Below are 23,996 nucleotides of genomic sequence, written 5' to 3' on the forward strand. Positions count from 1 at the left end.
AACCGATGTCAGACGACGATTCTCAAGACGATTCCGTTCCGGAGGGCGATCCTCGCCGGTACGCGACCGACTTTCACGCACCTGTTCTTTCACACGACGTACAGGCCCGGCTCGTCACCGACGCATCGGGGCGCTACGTCGATGCGACCCTCGGGGGGGGCGGGCACGCCCGAGCCCTGCTCGATGTGCTCGACCCCGACGGGGTTGTCCTCGGCATCGACCGGGACCCGGAGGCCCTGGAGACGGCCCGCGACCGCCTGGCCGACGAGCGCGAGGCGGGGCGCTTCTGGGCGGTGCACGGGACCTTCGGAAACCTACGAGACGTGCTGGCGGCCGAGGACCTGATCCCCATCGACGGGCTGTTGCTCGACCTCGGTGTCTCGTCCCATCAGATCGACGTGCCCGAGCGGGGCTTTAGCTTCCGGGACGAGGGCCCGCTCGACATGCGGATGGACCCGCAGCGCGGCCTCACTGCACAGCAGGTCGTCAACGGCTGGGGCGAGCGTGACCTGCGCGATGTGCTTCGCGAGTACGGGGAGGAGTCGCGGGCGGGACAGATCGCCCGGGCCCTTTGCGACGCCCGCCCGCTCGACACAACGCGGGCCCTGGCGGAAGTCGTAGAAGACTGCGCGCCGCCCCCCGACACGGTCAAGACCCTGACCCGCGTCTTCCAGGCGCTCCGCATCGTGGTGAACGCCGAGCTCGACGAGTTGGAGCAGGTGCTGGAGCAGGCCACGGAGGTGGTCCGCACGGGGGGACGCATCGCGGCCATCAGCTACCACTCGCTGGAGGACCGGCGGGTGAAGCGGTACCTCCGCTACGGCAACTTCGAGGGCGAGCCGCGCCGCGACCTGTACGGCACCCTCGTGGCGCCCTGGGCCGAGACGCCCCGCGGCCCCATCGAGGCCGGCGAGTCGGAAGTGGAGGCCAATCCCCGGGCGCGAAGCGCGCACCTCCGGGTGGCCGAACGACGAGACGACGACGAGGCGGGGGCTCCGCTCCCGCCGCTCTCTTGAGGCGGACCCGCACCCGCACCATTCGATCCGACACAGCATCATGAGCAGACGAACCGGCTCCTCACATGCAGAACGATCGTCTACGGGCGCCCCCCTGCGGCCCGGCCGCGGCGATGGGGCCCCGAACGACTCCGCCGCGTCGAGTGCGGTCTCCAGGGCCGCGTCCGACGGGTGGGTGCGGCACGGCACGGCGCTTCCGAGCTGGACCGACCTCGAGCCGTCGCAGAACCGGCGCCGCCGAACGTCCGAGGGCGCGTTCCTGGAAAACGTGTCGACCCTTCGCTTTTCGCTCCTCATCCTCGCGGTGGGGGCGGTGTTCACCCTGTACGTGGGGCACGTGCACGCCACGACCGATCTGTACAATCAGCTTCAGCAGGCCCGGACGGAGAACCAGCGCCTGCACCTCAAGCACAACCGCCTCCAGGGCGAGTTCGGTCGCCAGGTGGGCCCGTCGGTCATCTACGAGCGTGCCCGCGAACTCGGATTGCGGGGGAGCGTCACGTACGGGCCGCCCATCACCGTCGACCCCGCTGAATGATACCGAACAGCGCGCCGGGGCGTCCCGACGTGCCGGCGCCCACTCCCACTCGAACCACACGTGCCCATGAAGCCCAAAGACCAGATTCTGGCCCGGATGTACGTGGCGCTGACGCTGGTGGGCCTCGCCCCGCTGGCCGTCGCGGCACAGATGGGCCGGATTGTAGTGACCGAGACCGACGCGCTCCGCGATAAGGTGCGGGCGCAGGCTCGCTCGTCGGTGACGATTCCGGCCATGCGCGGCGCCATCCGGGACCGGGACGGCCGGGGCCTCGCAACGAACACGGCCCGGTACGACCTGGCCGTGGACCCGACGGTGGAGGGGTTTCGGGGACAGGCGGGGACGTTCTTTGACAAGCTGGCCGACCTAACCGACGCGCCGGCGTCGCGGTACCGGCGGCGGGTGCGCGACCGGCACAGCCCGCAGTACGTGAAGCTGCGGGAGGAGCTCACGCCCCGCCAGTACGAAGCCATTCGGGGGTGGGACGTGCCGGGCGTGATCCTCACGCCGGAGTTTGGGCGGCGCTACAACTACGGGTCGACGACGGCCCACGTGATCGGACACGTCGGGAGCAACGGGACCGGCCTTGCCGGGCTGGAGCTGGCGTACGACGACACGCTGACCGGCACGCCCGGACGGCGCATCGTGCGGCGGGACCGGAGCGGGCGCATCGAGGCGTACGTGGGCGGAACGGTGGTGCAGCCGGAGCGGGGCGACGACCTCGTGCTCACGATCGACCTGACGCGGCAGGCGGCGCTCGAAAACGAGCTTCGCCGCGGCGTGCGGGAAAGCGGGGCCGAATGGGGGACGGCCGTGGCGATGGACCCGAGCACCGGTGCCATCCTCGGCATGGCCAACGTGCCGACCTACAATCCCAACCGTCCGGGCCGGGCCCCCAGTGGGGCGCGGCGCAACCGGGCCCTCACCGATCGCTTCGAGCCGGGGTCCACCTTCAAGCTCGTCGGGGCCGTTGCGGCCATCGAGCAGGGCCTCGTGTCGCTCGACGACTCGGTGGAGACCGGCGACGGGTGGGCCGTCTTCCACGGCTACACGATGAAGGACGTGCAGGCGCACGGGACGATCTCGTTCGCCGACGTCATTGCGAAATCGAGCAACGTGGGCATGGCCAAGACGGTGGACGAACTCGACCGAGGCACCTACTACCAGTACGCCCGCAACATGGGCTTTAGTCAGCCCACGTGGATCGACCTGCCGGGGGAGGTGGGGGGCGTACTGAAGCGCCCGCCCCAGTGGAGCGCCACGACCCAGACCTCGATGGCCATCGGCTACGAGGTGTCGATCACGCCGCTGCAGCTGATCACGGCCTACAGCGCGCTGGCGAACGGCGGCCTCCTCAAGCGCCCCTACGTCGTCGCCGAGCGGCGGGACGTGACGGGGAAGACCCTCTGGGAGAACGAGCCGGAGACCATCCGGCGGGCCTTTCGGGAAGAGACGGCCGATACGCTCCGGTCTGCCTTTAAGCGCGCCGTCGAGACCGGAACGGGCACCAACGCCCAGATTGACGGCCTCCGTGTGGCCGGCAAGACGGGCACGGCGCTTCAACTCGCGGACGGGGAGTATTCTGCGGACGAGACCCGCGCCTCCTTTGTGGGGTTCTTTCCCGCCGACGCGCCGGAGGTGGCGCTGCTGGTGGTCCTGGGGGCGCCCGACGGAGGCCCCCACGGTGGGGAGGTGGCCGCGCCGGTGTTTCGGCGGGTGGCGCGCCGGTGGGCCGGCACGTTCCCCGCGGTGGTGGACCGGATGACGCCGGACCCGTCGCCCGCACCGACCGCGGCGCCGATGGAGGTCCGTCCGTCGGTGGACACGCTTCCGTCGGGCCGGCCGGACGCGATGCCCGACCTGACGGGACTCAGCACGCGCCGGGCGGTGGCGTGGTTGCGGGGGCGAGACATTGAGCCACAGCTTCGCGGGGCGGGCAAAGTGGTGCGCCAGCGGCCTCGTCCCGGGGCCCCGCTTCCAGAAACTCGTGCCCTTCTCACGGCGGCCCAGTGAGCCGATGCCAGGCCCTACGTCTGCACACACCGAGCGGATTTCGGAGTGGGAGCCCGATCCCCTCCCCTGGTCGGCGCTCCGGCGTCGGCTGCGGAAGGCGGATTTGCTGGACGAAACGATAGCGGGGGCGGAAGCCCCCGATCCCGACACCCTCGCGATCGGCGGCCTGACGGACGACAGTCGGGCGGTCACGCCGGGCGGTGGCTTCGTCGCGATTCGCGGCGTGGACGCCGACGGCCACTCGTTCATTGACATGGCGGTAGACAACGGAGCGCGCCTCGTCGTGTGCGAGGCGCTGCCGACCCGAGCGCGCGAGCGCTTCCCCGGAGTCGTGTTTGCGCGCGTGACGGACACGCGGACGGCCCTGGCCGAGGGCGCCGCGGCCCTGCACGGGGACCCGGCCGACGAGCTGCGTCTCGTGGGCGTGACGGGCACCAACGGAAAGACCACCGTCGCCTACCTCGTCCACCACCTGTTGGAGGCGCTGGGCGAGACCGCCGGGCTGCTCAGCACGATCAAGGTCCAGGCGGGCGGCGAGACGACGGCCCTCGCCCTCACGACGCCGGGACCGCTGGTCCTGCACCGCACGCTGCGGCGCATGGTGGACCGGGGCTGTACGGCCTGTGCGATGGAGGTGTCGTCCCACGCGCTCGATCAGGACCGTGTGCACGGGCTCGACTACGAGGTGGCCATCTTCACCACCCTTTCGGTCGATCATCTCGACTACCACGACACGCTGGACGACTACCGGGCGGCAAAGAAAACCCTGTTCGACGCACTCGGGCCCGACGCGACGGCCCTCTACAACGCCGACGACGAGGCCGGCCCCACGATGGTGGCCGATACGGAGGCGCGGGTCGTGTCCTTTGGGCTCGACCGAGACGCGGACATCGAGGCGACTGTGCTGGAGGCGCGGCTCGACGGTCAACGGGTGCGGCTCGACGGCCACGAGCGGGACACCCAACTGGCGGGGCGCTTCAACGCCTCCAACATGGCGGCCGCCTACGGGACCGGCACGGCCCTCGGCCACGCGCCGGAGGCCGTGGCCGACGCCCTCGCCGATGCGCCGCCGGTGCCGGGCCGGGTCGAGCCGCTGCGCTTCGGGGACGGCACCACGGTCATTGTCGACTACGCCCACACGCCCGACGCGCTGGAGAACGTGCTCCGCACGGTGCGCGACACGACCCCGGCGAAGGCCGCGCTCTGGTGCGTGTTTGGGTGCGGGGGCGACCGCGACGCGGGCAAGCGGCCCACGATGGGCCGCATCGCCGAGCGGCTCGCGGACCGCGTGATCGTGACGAGCGACAACCCCCGCACGGAAGCCCCGGTGGCCATTCTGCGGGACATCTGCGACGGGGTGGAGCGGCCGGAATCGATGCGCTGGATTGTAGACAGGGAGGAGGCCATCCAGGCCGCGGCCGACGAGACGATGCCGGGCGACGTGGTCGTGATCGCGGGCAAGGGCCACGAGACGACACAGACCATCGGCACCGACACCCGCCCCTTCGACGACCGCGAGGTGGCACGACGATACTTTGGCTGACGACGCGTCCGGGCGGGTGTGATCGAAGTCCGATGCCCGCCCCGGCGCCTACCCACAATGCTCTACTACCTCATCGACTACATTGAGCGGCTGTACCACCCGCCGGGGTTTCAGGTGATTCGGTTCATCACCGTGCGGGCGGCGCTGGCCTCCATCACGGCGCTCGGCATCGCGCTGGGGGCGGGCCGGGGCATCATCCGCTGGCTGCGGCAGCAGCAGTTGGGGGAACAGGTGCGAGAGGGCGAGGCGGCCGGGGCCATCAGCCACGCCCACAAGGCGGGCACGCCCACGATGGGCGGCATCATCATCCTGCTGTCCGTGGGCGGGGCGACGCTGCTCTGGGGGGCCGTCGCCAATACGTACGTGTGGCTCTCCCTCGTGGCGATGGGCGGGCTCGGCGTGGTGGGCTTCGCCGACGACTACGTAAAGACGGTACGGAAGCAAAAGGACGGCCTCAATGCCTGGTACAAGGTGGCGGGGCAGGTCGCCGTCGGGCTTTTCGTGGGGAGCGTGCTGTACTTCCATCCCGACTTTGCGGCCTACAATACGTTCACGTTCATTCCCTTTTTGAAAGATCAGGTGCTCGATTATGACCTCTTTCGGTTTCTAGAGCTGGGGGTCGACCTCGGATGGCTCGTTTACCTTCCGGTGGTCGTCTTCATTGTGACGGCGGTCTCCAACGCCGTGAACCTGACCGACGGCCTCGACGGCCTGACGACCGGCGTCACGGCGTTCGTGTCGCTGGGGCTCGTCGCGCTGGTGTATGTGTCCGGCAACGCGGAGTTTGCGACGTTCCTGAACGTCATGCACCTGCCGGGCACCGGGGAGCTGACGGTGTTCGTGGCGGCCGTCACGGCGGCCTGCTTCGGGTTTCTGTGGTACAACGGATACCCGGCGACCGTCTTTATGGGCGACACCGGCGCCCTCGCCCTCGGCGGGGCCGTGGGGAGCACGATCCTCATGGTGCGCAAGGAGCTGCTGCTGCCGCTGCTCGGCATCGTGTACTTTGCCGAGGCGCTCTCGGTCATCGTGCAGACGAGCTACTTCAAATACACCCGACGCCGCACCGGCACCGGAAAGCGCGTCTTCCGGATGGCGCCCCTGCATCACCACTATGAGGCCCGCGGGCTCCACGAGGCAAAAATCGTGACGCGCTTCTGGATTGTGACCGCCATCACCGTGATTGCCGCCCTGCTCATCCTCCGCATTCGATAGCGACTCCGATGACGAACCCCGCGCTGCGGCGTGGGGCCGAACCGATCCTCCAATCCCCCTCATCCTCTGCAATGACACCGGACGAAGTCCGCAGGACACGAGCCACCGTGGTGGGCGGCGCCCGCAGTGGGCGCGCCGCGGCCCGGCTGCTGGCGAAGGTGGGGGGCGAGGTGTTTCTCACCGAGCAGGACGCCCCGTCGGACGGGGCCGCGGCGGCCCTCGACGAGGCCGGCGTCGAGTACGAGTTTGGGGGGCACACGGCCGAGGCCCTCGACGCCGACGTTCTTGTGCTCAGTCCCGGGGTGCCCACGCAGTCGAACATCGTGCAGCAGGCGCTGCGGGCGGGACTCGACGTGTACTCCGAAATTGAGGCGGCGTCCTGGTTCTGCGACGCGCCCATCGTGGCCATCACCGGTACCAACGGCAAGACGACCACGACGAGCCTCACCGGGCACGTTTTCCGAACGGCATTCGCGGACACCCTGGGCCGGGAGGCCATCGTGGCCGGCAACATCGGGTACCCGTTTTCCGACTACGTGCTCGAGACGGAGCCGACAGACGTGGTGGTACTGGAGGTGTCCAGCTTCCAGCTCGACCACGTGGAGACGTTCCGCCCGCGCGTGAGCGTGCTGCTGAACATCACGCCCGATCACCTGGGGCGCTACGACCACGACTTCGAGGCCTACGCGCAGGCCAAGCACAACATTTTCCGCAATCAGGGCGAGGGCGACGTGGTGGTCTACAATCGGGACGATGACGACGTACGGAACGCCGCGGAGGAGGCGGCCGCGGAGCAGGGCGTCCGCCCGATGGCCATCACCAGAGAGGGGGTGCCGGCGGCCGGGGCCGGATTCCGGGACGGCCGCATCGTGCTTCGAACCGACGACGAAGACGATTCGCTTATGCCTCAGGACGAGCTCGCCCTTCGAGGGCGTCACAACATGTACAACTCGCTTGCGGCCGCCGTCTCGGCTCGTGTGATGGAGGTCGAGAACGACGTCATTCGCGAGAGCCTGTCCGGCTTCGAGGGCGTGCCGCACCGGCTGGAGGAGGTGCACACGGTGGACGACGTGCTGTACGTCAACGACTCGAAGGCCACCAACGTGAACGCGGTCTGGTACGCCCTGGAGAGCTTCGACCGGCCCATCGTCCTGATTGCCGGGGGCCGAGACAAGGGAAACGACTACACGGACCTCAAGCCGCTCGTTCGCGACCAGGTGCGGGCGGTGGTGGCCCTCGGGGAGAGTGCCGAGAAAGTGGAGCGGGAGCTTGGCGGAGAAGCCCCCGACCACAGCCGAGCGGAGACGATGGAGGACGCCCTGACCCAGGCCCAGCGCGCGGCCCAGCCGGGCGACGTGGTGCTGCTGAGCCCGGCGTGCTCCTCCTTCGACATGTACGAGAACTACGAGGAGCGGGGCGACACCTTCCGCCGCCTCGTGGAGACGCTGCTATAGGAATTACGTGTTGCGTATTGCGTATCCGATCGTCTCTCCGACCACGTACGCAATACGAAATACGCACGACATTCAACCCGACGACTCAATTTTCCGACTTCACACTGACGCTCGATGAGCATCGTCCAGTCCCTCACACAGAAAGTGACCGACCGCGCCCCGGCGGACAAGTACGTGGTGTGGGTCGTGTTGGCGCTGTCGTCCGTGGGCGTGGTGGCGGTGTATAGCGCCGTCACGTACCTGGCGGAGGTGCGGGCCGGGACCGAGCCGGTGCACTTCCTGCTTCGCCACCTGGCCCGTGTGGGGATTGCCCTCGGGGCGATGGGGGTGGTGAGCCTCATCGACTACCGCACGCTGGCCCGGTACAGCCGGCTGGCGCTCGTGGGCACCCTGCTCCTGCTGGTCGCCGTCAAGGTCGTCGGTCTGTTCTCGGGCGGGGCCGACCGCTGGCTGCAGATTGGCGGGGTCGGGTTTCAGCCGTCGGAGTTCGCGCGGGTGGCGCTCGTCTTGTACGTGGCGGTGTTGTTGGTGCAGAAGCAGGACTACGTGAAGAGCTTCAGCCGCACGTTCCTGCCAGTGCTGTTTTGGGTGGGGGTGACGGTGGGACTCATCGCCCTTGACGACCTGTCGACGGCCCTCGTGTTGCTGCTCGGGGTGCTGCTGATGAGCTTCGTGGGGCGCGTGAGCGTTCTGCAGATCGGTGGGCTCGCCGTGCTGGGGGGCGTGATGGCGTTCGGCGTGCTGTCGACATCGCCCGACCGGGCCGCCCGCCTGGAGGCGTACCTCGGGATGGACTTGTTTCCGAACACCGATACGGAGCAGGTCATGGACGCGCGGGGGGAGCAGTATCAGTCCCGGCAGGCCCGGATGGCCTTCGCGGCGGGCGGGTTCACTGGGGTGGGGCCGGGGAAGAGTGTCCAGCGCGACTTCCTTCCCGAACCCTATAACGACTTTATTTTCGCCATCATCGCGGAGGAGTACGGCATCTTCGGGGCCCTGGCCCTGTTGACCGGGTTCTTCGTGCTGCTCTTTCGCGGGTACCTCCGCATTGCGCGGGACGCCCCGGACCCGCTCGGGCTCATTCTGGCGGTGGGGATGACCACACTGGTCGTGACGTACGGGTTTGTGCACGCCGGGGTGGCCAGTGGGCTGTTACCGGTGACGGGCCTGCCCATGCCGTTTGTCTCGTACGGAGGGACGTCTCTGCTGGCCAACGGCATCATGATTGGAGTCCTGTTGAATATCTCCCGTCACGCGGGACAGCGTTCCGCCGAGCGGGTTTGACTCGTTCATCTTTCTCTCTCCTCTGGGCCCTTGGGCCCGTCGATGATTTCGTTTGTGACCAATGAGCACGCGCGCTCCGCACATACTGATGGTGGGTGGTGGCACTGGGGGACACGTGTACCCGGCCATCGCCATTGCCGACGCGGTGCGGGCCCTCCGTCCGGACGCTCAGATCGTGTTTGCGGGCACGCAGGACCGGCTCGAAGCGCGGGCCGTGCCGGAGGCGGGATATGCCCTCCACCCGATTACGGCGCAGGGCCTTCAGCGACGGGCCGTGGCGTCCAACCTGCTGCTGCCGTTCCGTGTGGCGCAGGGCCTGGTGCAGAGCTGGCGCCTCGTGGGGGCCATCGAGCCGGACGTGGCGGTGGGCACGGGCGGGTACGTGGCCGCCCCGGTGCTGATGGCGGCGTGGCTGCGTGGACGGCCCCTCCTGATACAGGAGCAGAACGCCTACGCGGGCCTCACGAACCGGGTGCTCGCGCGGCTTGCGCTGCGCATCCACCTCGCCTTTCCTGAGGCGAAGGACTGGGTGCCCGCCGAGCACGCGGTGGTGAGCGGAAACCCCACGCGCCAGTCGTTGCGGGACGCAGATCCCGACGCGGCCCGGGCGGCCTTCAACGTTCCGGAGGACGGGCGTGTGCTGTTGGTCATGGGGGGGTCGCTGGGCAGTGCCGCGATCAACGGGGCGATCCAGCGGATCCTGGATCCCCTGCTGGCCGAGGGCGACGTGCATGTGGTCTGGCAGACGGGAACCCGGTACTACGACGACCTGACGGAGGACCTCGACGAGCACCCGCGACTTCGCGTCGTCGAGTACATCGACCAGATGGGACACGCCTACGCCGCGGCCGACCTCGCGGTGTGCCGGGCGGGGGCGCTCACCTGCAGCGAGCTGACGGTCACGGGCACGCCCGCGGTGCTCGTGCCCTCGCCCAACGTGACGGCCGACCATCAGACCAAGAACGCACGGAGCCTGGAACGGGCCGGCGCCGCCGTCTGGCTGGACGAGGCGGACCTCGACGCGCACCTGGAGACGGTGCTGCTCGACCTGCTCGGCAATTCCGACCGGCGCGCCCGGATGGCCGAGGCCGCCCGCGACCGGGCCCGCCCCGACGCCGCGGAGACGATTGCCCGCGACGTGCTCGCCCTTGCCGACCGCTACCGCACGAATTAATTCCGATTCGCTCCCGCCGGCCCGTGGGCATCTGCCCGGGCCCCGCGGAGCCACCAACCCGACCGACCCGAACGGACGCGATGGCTGAACTTCGAACACAACCGGCTTTGGGCCGCATCCGCCAGGTCCACATGGTGGGCATTGGCGGCATCGGCATGAGCTCCATCGCCGAGGTGCTCCTGAACCGCGGCTACGACGTGACGGGCTCGGACCTGGAGCGCAGCGACGTCACCGAGCGCCTGGAGGCGGAGGGGGCGACCATTCACGAGGGGCACGCCGCCGAGCAGGTGGGCACGGCCGACGTGGTGGTCTATTCCAGTGCCGTCGACCCCGACGAGAACCCGGAGACCCGCGAGGCCGAACGCCGCCGCATCTCGCTCATCCCGCGCGCCGAGATGCTGGGTGAGCTGATCCGGATGAAGTTTGGCGTCGGCGTGGCCGGCACCCACGGCAAGACGACCACGACCTCGATGGCGGGGCTCGTGGTGGCCGAGGGGGGCTTCGATCCGACCGTGATCGTGGGGGGGAAGGTGACGGCCTTCGGCTCCAACGCCATCACGGGGGAGGGCGACGTCCTCGTGATTGAGGCCGACGAGTACGACCGCACGTTCCTGCGCCTTACGCCGTCGCTGGCGGTCATCACGAGCATCGAGGAGGATCACCTCGACGTGTACGAGGACCTGGCGGCCATCCAGGCGTCCTTCACGCAGTACGCCAACAGCGTGCCGTTCTTCGGGGCGGCCATCCTGTGCCTCGACGACCCAAACGTGCAGGCCATCGTCGGCGACGTGGAGCGCCGCGTCGTGACCTACGGCACGACACGCCAGGCGGAGGTGCGGGGCGAGAACGTCCGGCGGGAGGGCATGACGACCCGGTTCGACGTGGTGGTGCGCGGAGAGCGCCTCGGCACCATCGAGCTGCACGTGCCGGGCATGCACAACGTGCGCAACGCGCTTGCCGCCGTGGCGGTGGGCCAGGAGCTCGAGATTTCGTTCGAGCGGGTGCGCGACGGGCTCGGCACCTTCACCGGCGTCCGCCGCCGGTTCGAGAAGAAGGGAGAGGTGGGCGGCATCACGGTGCTCGACGACTACGCCCATCACCCAACCGAAATTGAGGCGACCCTGGACGCGGCCCACCAGGGCTTTCCCGACCGCCGTGTCGTCGCGGTCTTTCAGCCGCACATGTACTCCCGCACTCAAAACTTCATGGACGAGTTCGCCTGCTCCTTCTTCAACGCCGACATGCTCGTCCTGACCGACGTGTACGGGGCGCGCGAGGCGCCGATCGAAGGGGTGACCGGGGGGCGCCTGGCCGAGCGGGCCGAGCAGTTCGGGCACCGGGCCGTGCACTACGTGCCGGAGAAGACCGACCTCCCGGGCCGCCTGCAGGAGCTCGTGGGGCCGGGCGACGTCGTCCTGATGCTGGGTGCGGGCGACATCTGGCGCGCGAGTGAGGCCTTCGTGGAGCTACTTGAAAACGACGGTGGGACAGCAATTGAACGCGACTGAATTTTGATCGACGGTGTGATGCGTGAGGCGTGACGAGTGAACCGTGACGTGTGAGAACAGGGCGTTCGCTCTCTTCACGCTTCACGTTCCACGAATCACGAATTCTCCGGCCGTTTCAACAAACACGACGATCATTTTTCGACACTCATGACACGGGACCAAACTGCGACATTCGGACGCCATGCCCTCCGCGTCGCGGGGAGCGGGCTCCTCGTGGCGGGCGTCGTGGCGCTGGGCCTCCTGGGTTGGCAGTGGCGGGCGAACGTGACGGTGGACCGGGTGGCCGTGACCGGGGCGCAGCACGCCCCGCCCGACACGCTGCGCCGCCTGGCCCGTGTGGGCCGCGGCACGGCGATGCGGGCCGTGGCGCCGATGCTCGTGGCCGATCGGGTGGCCCGCCACCCGTGGGTGAAAGAGGCGACCGCCGAGACGCAGTGGATGCAGGGCGCCCTAACGATTTCGGTCACCGAGCGCACCCCCGCGGCCCTCGCGGTGGACGCGCAGGGCCGTCCGGCCTACTACCTCGACCGGAGCGGCCACGCGATGCCCCTGCCCGACAGTGCCGGGTACGACGTGCCGCTCGTGCGGGGCCTCGAGGCGGAGGCCCCCTGGACGCAGCCCGACACCGCACAGACCCCGTCGTCGCTGCGTCGGGTGCTTCGGGCCCTCCCCGAGGCGGGGGTGGCCGACCTCGTGGCCGAGATTGAGATGCAGCCCGACGATGCGATCCAACTTACGACGACCCCGATCGGCCCGCACGACGCCCTGCCGGTGCACCTCGGGAGCGGCAACGTGTCCCGAAAACTGCGCACGCTCCGCGCCTTTGCGCGCCAGGTGCTCGCATCGTCGCCGGACGAGCCGATCGAACGCATCGACCTCCGCTTCGATGGACAAGTGGTCACCCGAACGCGCCCGCTCGACGGATAATGCATGCGATCCGGTCTTCATAGTGCGCTGTGCTCTGCTCAGTGATGAGTGACGTGTGAGCCGCGGGACGGCACGCGCCATCGCGCATCACGAATCACGACTCAGCCTGACATTGATCCCCCAAACTGCCATGAATGAAAACATCGTCGTAGGAGTCGACATCGGCACGACCAAGGTCTGTGCCGTCGTCGCCGGCAAGGATGACCTCGACCGCGTGAACATTCTTGGGGTGGGCATGGCCCCCTCCGACGGCCTCAACCGCGGGGTGGTGGTCAACATCGACCGCACCGTGGCGGCCGTTCGGGAGGCGGTGGAGGAGGCCGAGCGGGCCGCCGGCGTGGAGGTGCAGAACGTGGTCGTGGGCATCGCGGGCGATCATGTGCAAAGCTTCCAGACGCGCGGGGTGGTGACGATCAACGCCAACGAGATTACGCAGAACGACGTGCAGCGCCTCCTCGAGGACACGACGCACGTGGCCCTGCCCGCCGACCGCGAGATCCTGCACGTCATCCCGCAGGAGTTCATCGTGGATGGGCAGGACGGCGTGGCCGACCCCGTGGGCATGAGTGGGGTGCGCCTGGAGGCGGACGTGCACATCATCACCGGGCTCGTCTCCGCCGCCAAGAACATCTACCGGTGCATCGAGAAGGCCGGCTTTCGGGTGTCCGACCTGGTGCTGGAGCCGCTCGCCTCCTCGTTCAGCGTGCTGCACGAGGACGAGAAGGAGGTGGGGGTGGCCCTCATCGACATCGGCGGCGGCACGACCGACATTGCCGTCTTCGAGGACCACACGATCCGCCATACGGCCGTCATCGCGGTGGCCGGCGACAAGGTGACCGACGACATCCGGAAGGGCCTCGGCGTGATGCGGGACCAGGCCGAGCAGCTGAAGCGCCAGTTCGGCGTGGCCCTCGCCGGGGAGGCGGACTCGGACGAGAAAATCGAGATTCCGGGCATCGGCGGGCGGGACGAGAAGACGATTGGGCGCGACGCCCTCGCCCAGATCATTCAGCCGCGCCTGGAAGAGATTCTGGAGATCGCGGCGATGGAAATCAAGCGCAGCGGCTACGGCCGGCACCTGGGCGTCGGCGCCGTGCTGACCGGGGGCGGGTCGCTCGTCCCCTACACCGATGAACTGGCCGCCGAGGTGCTCGGCATGGAGGCCCGCGTGGGGCGCCCCATGGGCCTGAGCGGCGGGCTCGTGGAGGAGGTGAGCGACCCCAAGTTCTCGACCGGGGTGGGCCTCGTCCTCTACGGCATGCGCCCCGACATCATCGGCGGCACCACGCTCTCCGAAGAGGTGCGGGCCCACCAGAATGGGCAGGCCGGCGGAGAAACGCTCATGGCCCGCATCGCCAACCGCATGAAGGCCTGGTTCGACGAATTGTAAATCGGCGGTGACGGGCAGGAGGACCGCCCAATCGTTCCGCCAACCCGTCCCCATGCCGCCCGCCGTCTACGTTCAGACCTACACGCCACAATCAGCTAGTACAACGCCACTTCGACAGGCCGGCACGCACGCGCTTGGAGCCGCTCACTTCAGGCCCGCCGGGCTGTACTCTCATACTCTCAACACCACAGACCCACTGGAGGGACCATGGACCAAGACTTTAGCTCAAAATTTTCGTTCGACGATGCCGCAAACGAGGAGGCCAAGATCTGCGTCGTCGGGGTCGGCGGCGGGGGCGGCAACGCCATCAACAACATGGTGCAGAAAGGCATCCACGGCAGCGTGGAGTTTATTGCCGTCAACACCGACTCGCAGGCGCTTAGCGAGAACCGCGCGCCCCAGAAAATTCAGGCGGGCCAGGACCTGACCAGCGGCCTGGGGGCCGGGGCGCGGCCCAGCGTCGGCGCCGAGGCCATCGAGGAGAGCAGCGAAGAAATCCGGCAGGCCCTCGACGGCTACGACATGGCCTTCATCACGGCCGGCATGGGCGGTGGCACCGGCACCGGCGGCGCGCCCGTGGTGGCGGCCATCGCCCGCAGCCTCGACATCCTGACCGTCGCCATTGTCACCAAGCCCTTCGACTGCGAAGGGTCGCGGCGCATGAACACGGCGCAGGAAGGCATCGAGCTGCTGCGCGAAAACGTCGACACGCTCATCGTCATTCCCAACGAGCGGCTGCTCGACATTGCCGACCCGGACACGAGCCTCATCGAGGCGTTCGAAAAGGCCGACGAGGTGCTCTACAACGCCACCCGGGGGATCAGCGACCTGATCACGGTCCACGGCCTGATCAACCTCGACTTCGCCGACGTGCAGACGACGATGAAGGACGGCGGCACGGCCCTGATGGGCTCGGCCACGGCCACCGGCGAGAACCGCTCGGAGAAGGCCGCCGTGCAGGCCATCAGCAGCCCGCTGCTGGACGGCCTCTCCATCGCCGGCGCCACCAACGTGCTCGTCAACATCACCAGCGGCCCGTCCCTCGGCATCCGCGAGGCCACCCAGGCCACGAGCGTCATTCAAAAGGAGGCCGGCGAGGACGTGGAGGTCATCTTCGGGACCGTCATCGAGGAGGACATCGAGGACAAGCTCCGCGTGACCGTGATCGCCACCGGCTTCGACCGCGACGAGGAGCCGGAGGACGAGGGCGACGACGGGCGGCGCACGGTGCCGCTGGAGGACCAAAACGAGGACGACGACCCGGCGGACTACAAGGGCGAAACCAACCTCCGGCAGCTCGACACGCCGGCCTACGAGCGCCGCAATGCGCCCCTTCGTTCCGAACCGTCGGAGGACGAGCCGACCGACGAGACGGACGGGGAGAGCGAGGACGACACTCCCAACATCCGTCGCCTGGAGGCCGACGACCTGAACGAACGGACGGACCGCGACGAGCGCTCCCGCTCCGAGGAGGAGACCGACGACGACACCGACACCCCTGCGTTCCTCCGCAAGATGATGGACTGAGTAGCGCCGGGGCGCATGCCTCGAGCAGAAGTGGACCGCCGTGTGAGACCGCCGTGTGAACCCTGACTCGATCCGTTATGTCTTCGTCGAAAACCGACCCCCGACCGCATCAAAAAGTGGGCCCTCCAGCCCCACCACAGGCCGTCCGGCGCCGCGGCGGGACACTGCCCTCGTTTGGGGCAGACCAGGTCCTGTCGGGTCTCGTCCCGTCGGCCGCCCGGATGCCTGACCGCAGCGTTTGAGCAGCGTTGCGGTGCTGTGGTTGTGCACGAGGGGCCCCGGGAGTGTCCCGGCGGCTTCCGTGCCATGCGCGAGAGCCACGCCCGGCCCTGCGCCGGCGCGTGGCTTTTCGTGTTTGGGAGGACGGGGAGGGGGCCGGCCGAGCGGAATCCCGGGCTCGTCCCGCGGAACGCCCTTTCGCGGAACGTCCTTTCGCAGGAGGGCTCTCGCGGAGGGCTCTCGCCAGGGGGCCCCGCCCCGGACGGCCGCCGCAATCTACTGCGCGGCGACCCGGTCGGCGGCCCGCCGGAGGGCCGCGTGGGCGTTCACGACCGCACCGGTGTCGGAGAGCGTGCCGAACGGAACGGTCTCGCCGTCACCGGGACGAGCGACCGTCCGGTTTCTGTAGGGCGTCGCCGTCTCGAGGATGATGGTGCGGACGTCCGTGGCGGTCAGGGACGGGTAGTAGGCCATGATCAGGGCGGCGAGGCCGCTCACCATGGGGGCCGCCATGCTCGTCCCATCGTTGCGCTCGTACGCGTCGTCGGGGACGGTCGAGTAGATGGAGTGTCCCGGCGCAAAGACATCCACGCGCTCCGCGCCGTAGTTGCTAAACGAGGCGGCCAGCTTTTCGCCCCCTTTCCAGGAGGAGGCCCCGACTTCGATCCACCGCTGCGCCCGGCCGCCGTCTGCGTAGTAGGGCGACGGGAAGTTGTCGGTCGAGTCGACGCTCGCCCCGTCGTTGCCAGCGGCGTGGACCATGAGGACGCCCATCGAGTCGGCGTACTGCACGGCGGCGTCGACCACGCCTTTGTGCGGGGAGTACGACTTGCCGAAGCTCATGTTGATCACGTCGGCCCCGTTGTCGACCGCGTAGCGGATCGCGTTGGCGACGTCCTTGTCGCGCTCGTCCCCGTTCGGCACCGCACGGACGGACATGAGGCGCACGCCCCGGGCGACGCCGTCGATGCCGATTGAATTGTCGCGGGTGGCGCCGATGATGCCCGCCACGTGCGTACCGTGTCCGGGGTCGGGGCCCTCCGCGTCGTTGTTTCCGTACCGCCGTTCGGTCTTGTCCGCGTAGTCGTCGCCCACGATGGGGCGCGGATTGAAGTCGGGATTGTAGTTGTATTCGACCTGGCGCTCCAGCTGGTTTTTGTAGTCCTTGAGGTCGGAGGGGGAGAGGTCCTGATCGTAGAAGTATTGCAGGGTCTGCTGCGCCCGACGCACATCGCGGCGGGAGCTCGTTACCGATCGGACGGCCGACTGGGTAAGGCTGTCCGTGCCGAGGTGGGACTTGAGCACGTCCACGGACGCCTGCACGGCCTTCTGGGCCTTTCCGACCTTTGCAAGCCGCTTGCGGGCCTCGCGTCGTTTCTTCTGAAACGTGCGCTTGATGTCCTGATACCGCTGGTACCGGTCCCGAGCGTCGGGGCCAACGCGTGCCGAGTCGACCCCGGCGAAGCGCTCCTGAAGGTCCACGTAGATCCGGGTGAGCTCGTACGTGTCCTGATCTACGTTCTTGCCGCCGGGGCCCCCGATGAAGTTCCACCCGTGCACGTCGTCGACGTAGCCGTTGCCGTCGTCGTCGACGTCGTTGCCGGGGATTTCGTCGGCGTTGGTCCACAGCTTGGCCGCGAGGTCCTCGTGGTCGATGTCAAGGCCAGAGTCGATAACGGCGACCTGGACCGTGTCTTGGGGCGGCCGGCCCTGAAGCACGTCCCGGTAGGCCGCCCGCGTGTCGAGGCCGGGCCCGCTTCGTGGAACGCGGTCGAGGTGGTACCAATCCTGCGGGGCCCGAGAGGGGGCCGGCGGCGGGACGTCGGCCGCTTGGGTGGTCGTGTCCGGGGCCGCTGAGTTGGATGGCGCAGGGGAATCGGAGGTCGTCGGCGTGGTGGGAGGGCGGCTCCCGGCGCAGCCAATCAGCAAGAACGCGAGAACGAGCGTCGAGAGGAGCGTGGTGGGCTTCATGGAGCGGAGGGTCCTGACGAGATGGAGGGGACGGGGGACTACGCGACGATCGGGCCCTGGAGGTCGCGCTTCAGTTCGGGCGGGAGGCCGAGGTGCTCGTCGCGGAAGCCGCCCAGGTCGTCGAGCGTTTCGCTGGAGAGACGTTGCACAAGGGCGTCGATCGCGGGGCCGCCCATCAAGAGGGGGAGGTGGGTAAGCAGCAGTTCGTCCCCCTGGCAGTGCGCGATGACCTGATACTCCTCAAGCTCGTCCCGGGGCGTGCCGTGCACCACGCACTGGCGCGTCCAGTCGGCCGGGTCCCGCGAGTCGGCGTCGAGGAGCCGCCCGGTGCGGGCGGCCAGGTCCACGTGCTCGGACAGGTATGCCTGACACCGGCGCTTCGAGGGTTCGGAGAAGGACTGTCGCATTTCGGCGTGGCAGTCCATACAGATGGCGTACTCGAAGACGGTCTCCTGCACGTCGTAGGCCTCGTACTGGCGGTAGCCCTTTTCGACCAGGTACTCGGTGGGCCCGTCCAGCAGGGGCGCATCGCAGGCGAGGCACGTGGCGATCGGGTCCCCGGTCTCGATGGAGTGAAGGGACTTGGGGATGGGAATTCGTTCGGGAAGCACAGTCGAGGCCTGGCGTGTGGGGGAGCGCATGAAGGCACCGCCCTGACTAGAGCAGCACCCTTTGTAAATATGAGCACTCAAGAAGGTTCGGTTCTGGTTATCACGCCGCCAGAAGTTATCACGCCGCCAGAAAGGGACAGGACCCCACAGTGGCAACGGATTATGGACTAACGTGTCTTTCTAGAGGCTTGCTTCCAGAGGCGATCTGTTCTCGGAGATGAATTACTCCTGAAGGCAATTCTCACGAGAGTGCGATTGATGCCCCGCCCAGAAGGGCGGGGCTCTTTACTCCCGCAGCAATTCAGCACCGGTGACTTTTCCTAGACGCCGGCTTTGCTAGAAAACTGGGCAACGCGGCATTCGCCTGACGACAATGAGGATAAGCAGTATTGATGTCTGTTTCACTGACTCGCGGGCTTTGAACTTTCAAATTGAATATTATAGCACAGGCTTTTCAATAAGCACAGACGGGCCATCTGACAGATAGGACATCCGAAAGTAACCGCAGAGAGGCTGATGGATCTCGGCCCGCTCGCTTCCACGTTTCAGCGGGAGGCGGTGGAGGTCTAAATAGAGGCGTGCAACTTCCCGCGTCGAGGCCTATGTTTAAAGCTCTCCTCATGAGCCACGCCCCACGATTCCGCGTGGGACGCTGCCCGCTGAAGCAACTCTTATTTTTTCTCTTCAATCCGACGTTTCTATGAGGTATGCTGTCATCATGGCCGGGGGTATCGGCACCCGCTTCTGGCCTGTCAGCCGCAAGGAGCACCCCAAGCAGTTTCTGGACATCTTCGGTGACGGGACGCTCATCCAAAACACCATCGCGCGGCTCCAGGGGCTCGTGCCGCCGGAGCGGTGTCTGGTGGTGACCCACGAGCGGTACGTGGAGAAGACGAAGAAGCAGCTTCCGGCCGTTCCGGAGGAGAACATCCTCGCGGAGCCGATCAGCCGCAACACGGCCCCCTGCATCGCCTACGCGGCCACGACGCTCGCGAAGCGGGACCCGGACGCGACGATGGCAGTCCTCCCGGCCGACCACGTCATCGGGAACGTGGCCCGGTTCCACGACACGCTGGACGTGGCGTTCGACGCCGCCCAGGAGCGCGACGCCCTCGTCACCATCGGCATCGACCCCACGTATCCGGCCACCGGGTACGGCTACATCCAGTACGACGGCTCCGGGGCGGACCCGCCGGCCCTGGAGGCCTATCCCGTGCGCACCTTTGCCGAGAAGCCGGACCAGTCCACGGCCGAGCGGTTCATCGACGCCGGCGACTTTCTGTGGAACAGCGGCATGTTTATCTGGCGGGCGGACACGATCCTCGACCAGATTGAGACGCATCTGCCCGATGCCCACGAAGCGTTCGCCCCGGTCCGTGCGGCCGACGGCGCCGCCGACTCCGAGACGCTTACCGAAGCCTTCCGGGAAAGCCCGCGCATTTCCATCGACTACGGGGTGATGGAGCAGGCCGACACGGTCTACGTGGTGCCGGGCACGTTCGACTGGAACGACGTGGGCGACTGGCGGGCCGTCTACGACCTGAGCGAAAAGGACGAGCACGGCAACGTCATCGAGGGGGAGGTCATCATGCAGGACTCCAGCCGGTGCTACGTCCAGACCGAGGACCGGCTGGTGGTGCTCGTGGGCATCCACGACAAGGTGGTCGTCGACACCGGCGACGCGGTGCTGGTCTGCGACCGCGAGAGTGCCCAGCAGGTGAAGCAGGTGGTGGAGTACCTCCACGCCCACCAGTTTGAGGAGTACGTGTGACCAGGGCGGCGCCCGGCCGGCATCGGGGGCCCCGCCGGACTGTCCGGTTCGATGCGGCGGCCGGGCCTACACGTACCGGCGCAGGTACGCCATGACGGCGTCGGGGCCGTCGAGCCGCGCGTCGGCCCGCGTGTCGCCGGGGCCGACCTTAATGGAGACGGCGTCCCGGTCCATTTCCTGGAGCGCCGCGAATGCGTCCTCGTCCGTCACGTCGTCGCCCAGGTAGACGGGCACATGATCGGGGTGCTGTGCCGCGATGCGGCGCACGGCGGTGCCTTTCGTTAACCCGTCCGGACGGAGCTCCACCACTTTCTTGCCCCAGATGGCGTCGAGGACCTCCGGGAGGTCGGCGAGCCAGTCCTTGAGCTGGTCCCGTGCGCCGGACTCGTCCCTGGCCTCGCGGTAGTGCACCGCGAAGGAGCGGGCCTTGTCCTCAACCCGGAGCCCGTCGACCGACGGCACGGAGGCGCGGAGGCGGCGGAGGGCCGCGGCGGCCTCGTCCGACATGCGGTTGTGGATGTCCCGGCCCACGACGCCCTCCTGCGCCCCGTGCAGGCCGATCGCCGAGTACGGGCGATCGAGAAACGAGGAGAGGGCCTGCAGGTCGCGCCCCGTGACGATCCAGAGGGGAAACTGCGCGTCGAGGTCGCGGAGCAGGTCCGGGGCCTCGGGGTGGGGCACCGCCGCGGCCGGGTCGTCCACGATGGGGGCAAGGGTGCCGTCGTAGTCGAGGAAAAATAGGGGGGGCTCGACGACGGTGGGCATGAGCGGCCGTTCGTGTCGCGTGTTTTGTATTCCGTATTTCGTATCCGTGGGGTGCCACGCATTGCGCAATACGCACTACGCAACACGTGCCTCTACGCCGGAGCAGCCTCTGGCCTCCGGACGGCAAACCACAGATCACGAGGCTCCTACTCCTGGATCGAGTCTAGGAAATTCCCGGCCCAGTTGTGCACGTCGAGGGTCTCGATGGTGTCCTTGAGCCCGGCGAGCCGCTCCTCGCGCTCGCCCGTCGGCATCTCGAGGGCGGTGCGGATGGCGTCGGCCACGCCGCCGTGGTCGTAGGGGTTGACCTGCACGGCCTCCGGCAGCAGGTAGGCGGCCCCGGTCAGCTCTGAGAGGATGAGCACGCCGTCCTGCGAGGCGGTGACGAACTCCTGGGTGACCACGTTCATGCCGTCCCGGAGGGGCGTGATGAGCGCCGCGTCGGCCGCCCGGTAGAAGGCGCACAGCTCGTACTGCGTGTACGTCCGGTAGCGGTAGTTGACGGGCACCCAGTTTTCTTCGGCAAAGCGGCCGTTGATGCGGCCCACCACCTCGTCCACCTCGCGTCGGATCTGCTGGTACGACTCCAGCTCCGTGCGGCTCGGGGTGGCGATCTGAAAGAAGCTCACATTGCCGTGGTACTCGGGGTTCTCCTCCAAGAACTTCTCGAAGGCCAGCATGCGCGACCGAATGCCTTTCGTGTAGTCGAGCCGGTCGATGCCGATGACGATGTGGTCGGAGCCGAGGCGCTCGCGGAATTTCTGGGCGTCCTGCTCGATGGAGTCGTCCCGGGACATCTCCTTGAAGCGGTCCACGTCGATGCCGATGGGGTGGGCCTCCACCCGGGTCTCGTGCCCGTTGTGCCGGACGCGGTCGCCGTCGACCTCCGCGCCGAGCAGCACCTCGGCGCTCTCGATGAAGTTGTCGACGTACTCCTGCACGTGAAAGCCGATCAGGTCGCAGCCCAGCATGCCGCGCAGCAGCTCGCGCGACCACGGCAGGATGCGGAAGATCTCCATGGCGGGCCACGGAATGTGCCAGAAGTGGCCGATCGTGGCGTCCGGGCGCTCCTGCCGGATGAGGTTGGGCGACAGCATCTGGTGATAATCCTGGATCCAGATGACGTCCTCGTCGCCCGTCTCGGTTTCCGCGAGGACGGCCTCGGCGAAGCGCTCATTTACCTGGCGGTACGTCTCGATGAACTGGTCGTCCAGGTTGAGGTGCTGGATCAGGTAGTGCGACAGCGGCCACAGGATCTGGTTGGCCATGCCGTAGTAGTACCCCTCAAGTTCCTTCGAGCTCAGGGGCACGCGCCGCACGAGAAAGTCGGGATCGTCGGCCGGGTACTCCTGGCGCTCGGGCAGGTCCGGGTCTTCGCCCATGCCCACCCACATCCCCCCTTCCTCTTCGAGCACGGGAAGGAGGGCAGTGGTGAGGCCGCCCACCGACGTTTCCCAGCCGTCGTCGGTCTGTCGAATGGGGACACGGTTCGCGACTACAGTCAGGCTCAAGGCGATGGGGGCTGCGTGGTCAAAAAAGCAGTGATTGGGCCCCGGACCCGCCCGCCCGGGGCGACGGTCGAGGCGCGCGTGGGCGCCACGCACGATGAGCGCTACCAGCATACCGGTGCGGACGAACGAAGGCAAGGCCCGTGGCGGGTGCTGTTCCGCCGCGGTCGACGTCCCCTGGCGGATCCTCCGTTCCGTCGTCTCCTCATTGGAGCCCCTCCTCATTGGAGCCCCTCCGCATGCCCGGCATCGTCGGCCTCGGCCTCCTGCTCGTGCGCCCATTCGTAGAGCGCGCGGTGCTTGATGGCGTCGCCGAAGAGGCACAGGCCGGCGTTGAGCGCCACGAGGCTGGCCGTGCCGGCGGCCACCCATTTCCAGGTTGGCGCGCCGCGGCCCTTGAGGAGGGTGGACTGCCCAACGCCGCTGGCGCCGAGGCCGGTGGCCAGGAGGCCGAGCGGGGCAAGAACCGTCCAGTTCCGATAGTGTCGCTTGGCGGACGTGTCCGTGTCTGGGGCGTCCGTGTCTGGGCCGTCGCGTGTCATGGAAGAAAGGGGGGAATGAATTGGCAGTGGGGGGCGGTGCCGGAAGCCCGGAAGGGGGTCATTCGCCGACGGACATGGTCTCGACGACGTCCATGCCGGTGTCCGGGTAGTCGGTAATGAGGCCGTCGACCCCGAGGCGAATCAGGCGGCGCATCGTGTCGCGCTCGTTGACGGTCCAGGGGACCACCCGGAGCCCGCGGTCGTGGGCGGCCCGCAGCAGCCCCGCGTCGACCGTAGTGTGGGCGGGGCTGTATACGGCCGGCACGAAGCCGAGGGCGTCGAGTTGGTCCGGGAGGGCCTCCGCCGTGCCGTCCGTTGCCAGAAGGGCAAGCCCCACGGCCGGGTCCGCGTCCCCACGCAGGCGCCGGGCCGCCCGGAGGGCCCGCTCGTCGAACGACTGGATCGTCGTCCGGGCCGCGACGCCACGCCCACGCACCACCTCGAGGACACGCTGTGCGAAGGCCTCCGGCTCGGGATGAAACGTCCCGTCCCAAGCGGGCCGCGACTTGATCTCGATGTTGTAGAACGTGGGGGGGCGGTCGTGCTCCACCACGTAGGCCTCCGCCATCCGAATCACGTCGTGGAGGCGGGGCTTGACGGCCGGCTGGGGGGCCTGCCGGGGAAAGTCAGGGTGTCGTCGCCGGCCGCAGTCGTACCGCTCGATATCGACGTACGGCATTTGGTAGAGGTTGTGCCCGCGTGCGTCGCCTTCAGGCACCGGGGCCCCGGACGGGAGCGTGCAGATGTCGGGGTGCATCCACGGCTCGTGCGACACGACGACCGCCCCGTCGGCACTGATCACAACGTCCATCTCCAGCGTCGTCACGCCGAGTGCCAGGGCCCGACGGAACGCCGGAATCGTGTTTTCGGGGGCGAGGCCGCGGGCGCCCCGGTGGCCCTGCAGGTCGAAGGCCTCTGGCGGGGCCACCGAGTCGGGGGGAGGAGCGGCGCCTGCGGTGGCGGGCATCCCGATCCCGACCGTGGCGAGAAGGGAGAGCAGTAGGGCCGGCGTCATCGTGC

19 protein-coding genes are annotated in these 23,996 nt (G+C 68.2%); 13 read left to right on the forward strand and 6 right to left on the reverse strand.

Translation table 11 applies throughout. The features are described 5' to 3' along the window. Positions 1-5 precede the first annotated feature (5 nt). From rsmH to ftsZ, 12 genes are all read left to right on the forward strand, one after another. A complete protein-coding gene (gene rsmH, locus SRU_RS02910; RefSeq protein ID WP_011403329.1) occupies positions 6-1,016 on the forward strand; it encodes a 16S rRNA (cytosine(1402)-N(4))-methyltransferase RsmH in 1,011 nt (336 codons plus the stop codon). A gap of 40 nt (positions 1,017-1,056) precedes the next feature. Then, positions 1,057-1,554: a hypothetical protein gene (locus tag SRU_RS02915; protein ID WP_011403330.1), complete on the forward strand. Its 498-nt coding sequence runs from the start codon at positions 1,057-1,059 to the stop codon at positions 1,552-1,554. 66 nt (positions 1,555-1,620) lie between these two features. Beyond that, positions 1,621-3,567, forward strand: coding sequence for a penicillin-binding transpeptidase domain-containing protein (locus SRU_RS02920; RefSeq protein ID WP_011403331.1), 1,947 nt, complete (start codon positions 1,621-1,623; stop codon positions 3,565-3,567). Between the two features lie 4 nt (positions 3,568-3,571). Further along, positions 3,572-5,110: a UDP-N-acetylmuramoyl-L-alanyl-D-glutamate--2,6-diaminopimelate ligase gene (locus SRU_RS02925; protein ID WP_237701871.1), complete on the forward strand. Its 1,539-nt coding sequence runs from the start codon at positions 3,572-3,574 to the stop codon at positions 5,108-5,110. A 57-nt stretch (positions 5,111-5,167) separates the two neighbouring features. Then, the gene (gene mraY / locus SRU_RS02930) at positions 5,168-6,325 is read left to right on the forward strand and encodes a phospho-N-acetylmuramoyl-pentapeptide-transferase (protein ID WP_011403333.1); all 1,158 of its coding nucleotides are present in this window, start codon (positions 5,168-5,170) and stop codon (positions 6,323-6,325) included. A 71-nt stretch (positions 6,326-6,396) separates the two neighbouring features. Then, a complete protein-coding gene (murD, locus tag SRU_RS02935; RefSeq protein WP_011403334.1) occupies positions 6,397-7,779 on the forward strand; it encodes a UDP-N-acetylmuramoyl-L-alanine--D-glutamate ligase in 1,383 nt (460 codons plus the stop codon). A 114-nt stretch (positions 7,780-7,893) separates the two neighbouring features. Then, positions 7,894-9,063: an FtsW/RodA/SpoVE family cell cycle protein gene (locus tag SRU_RS02940; RefSeq protein ID WP_164923451.1), complete on the forward strand. Its 1,170-nt coding sequence runs from the start codon at positions 7,894-7,896 to the stop codon at positions 9,061-9,063. Between the two features lie 61 nt (positions 9,064-9,124). Beyond that, positions 9,125-10,237, forward strand: a complete 1,113-nt coding sequence (murG, locus tag SRU_RS02945) for an undecaprenyldiphospho-muramoylpentapeptide beta-N-acetylglucosaminyltransferase (protein WP_011403336.1) — start codon at positions 9,125-9,127, stop codon at positions 10,235-10,237. An 80-nt stretch (positions 10,238-10,317) separates the two neighbouring features. Next, on the forward strand, positions 10,318-11,745 hold the full coding sequence (murC, locus tag SRU_RS02950; protein WP_011403337.1) for a UDP-N-acetylmuramate--L-alanine ligase: 1,428 nt from the start codon (positions 10,318-10,320) through the stop codon (positions 11,743-11,745). Positions 11,746-11,892: 147 nt separating this feature from the next. Further along, on the forward strand, positions 11,893-12,672 hold the full coding sequence (locus tag SRU_RS02955) for a cell division protein FtsQ/DivIB (protein WP_011403338.1): 780 nt from the start codon (positions 11,893-11,895) through the stop codon (positions 12,670-12,672). 130 nt (positions 12,673-12,802) lie between these two features. Continuing rightward, a complete protein-coding gene (gene ftsA / locus SRU_RS02960) occupies positions 12,803-14,062 on the forward strand; it encodes a cell division protein FtsA (RefSeq protein ID WP_103015601.1) in 1,260 nt (419 codons plus the stop codon). A gap of 207 nt (positions 14,063-14,269) precedes the next feature. Next, positions 14,270-15,589, forward strand: a complete 1,320-nt coding sequence (gene ftsZ / locus SRU_RS02965) for a cell division protein FtsZ (protein WP_011403340.1) — start codon at positions 14,270-14,272, stop codon at positions 15,587-15,589. Between the two features lie 495 nt (positions 15,590-16,084). Here ftsZ and SRU_RS02970 read toward each other — a convergent pair whose 3' ends face one another. Both SRU_RS02970 and SRU_RS02975 read right to left on the reverse strand, forming a co-directional pair. Then, entirely contained in the window at positions 16,085-17,779 is a 1,695-nt protein-coding gene (locus SRU_RS02970; protein ID WP_011403341.1) for a S8 family peptidase, read from the reverse strand. 38 nt (positions 17,780-17,817) lie between these two features. Further along, positions 17,818-18,420 (reverse strand): hypothetical protein, encoded by a 603-nt coding sequence (locus SRU_RS02975; protein ID WP_237701872.1) that lies wholly within the window; start codon positions 18,418-18,420, stop codon positions 17,818-17,820. Between the two features lie 670 nt (positions 18,421-19,090). Between SRU_RS02975 and SRU_RS02980 the strand changes: the two genes are divergently transcribed. Beyond that, entirely contained in the window at positions 19,091-20,161 is a 1,071-nt protein-coding gene (locus SRU_RS02980) for a mannose-1-phosphate guanylyltransferase (protein WP_011403343.1), read from the forward strand. 66 nt (positions 20,162-20,227) lie between these two features. Here the strand turns inward: SRU_RS02980 and otsB are convergent, their stop codons facing one another. The 4 genes from otsB to SRU_RS03000 form a co-directional block, all read right to left on the reverse strand. Then, positions 20,228-20,926 (reverse strand): trehalose-phosphatase, encoded by a 699-nt coding sequence (otsB, locus tag SRU_RS02985; RefSeq protein WP_164923452.1) that lies wholly within the window; start codon positions 20,924-20,926, stop codon positions 20,228-20,230. A 146-nt stretch (positions 20,927-21,072) separates the two neighbouring features. Beyond that, the gene (locus SRU_RS02990; protein WP_013061099.1) at positions 21,073-22,437 is read right to left on the reverse strand and encodes an alpha,alpha-trehalose-phosphate synthase (UDP-forming); all 1,365 of its coding nucleotides are present in this window, start codon (positions 22,435-22,437) and stop codon (positions 21,073-21,075) included. A 218-nt stretch (positions 22,438-22,655) separates the two neighbouring features. After that, complete coding sequence (locus tag SRU_RS02995) at positions 22,656-22,976, reverse strand: hypothetical protein (RefSeq protein WP_011403346.1); 321 nt, start codon at positions 22,974-22,976, stop codon at positions 22,656-22,658. 58 nt (positions 22,977-23,034) lie between these two features. Then, on the reverse strand, positions 23,035-23,991 hold the full coding sequence (locus SRU_RS03000; RefSeq protein WP_011403347.1) for a glycerophosphodiester phosphodiesterase family protein: 957 nt from the start codon (positions 23,989-23,991) through the stop codon (positions 23,035-23,037). Positions 23,992-23,996: the final 5 nt, after the last annotated feature.

It is taken from the genome of Salinibacter ruber DSM 13855, assembly GCF_000013045.1.
Taxonomy (GTDB): Bacteria; Bacteroidota; Rhodothermia; order Rhodothermales; family Salinibacteraceae; genus Salinibacter; species Salinibacter ruber.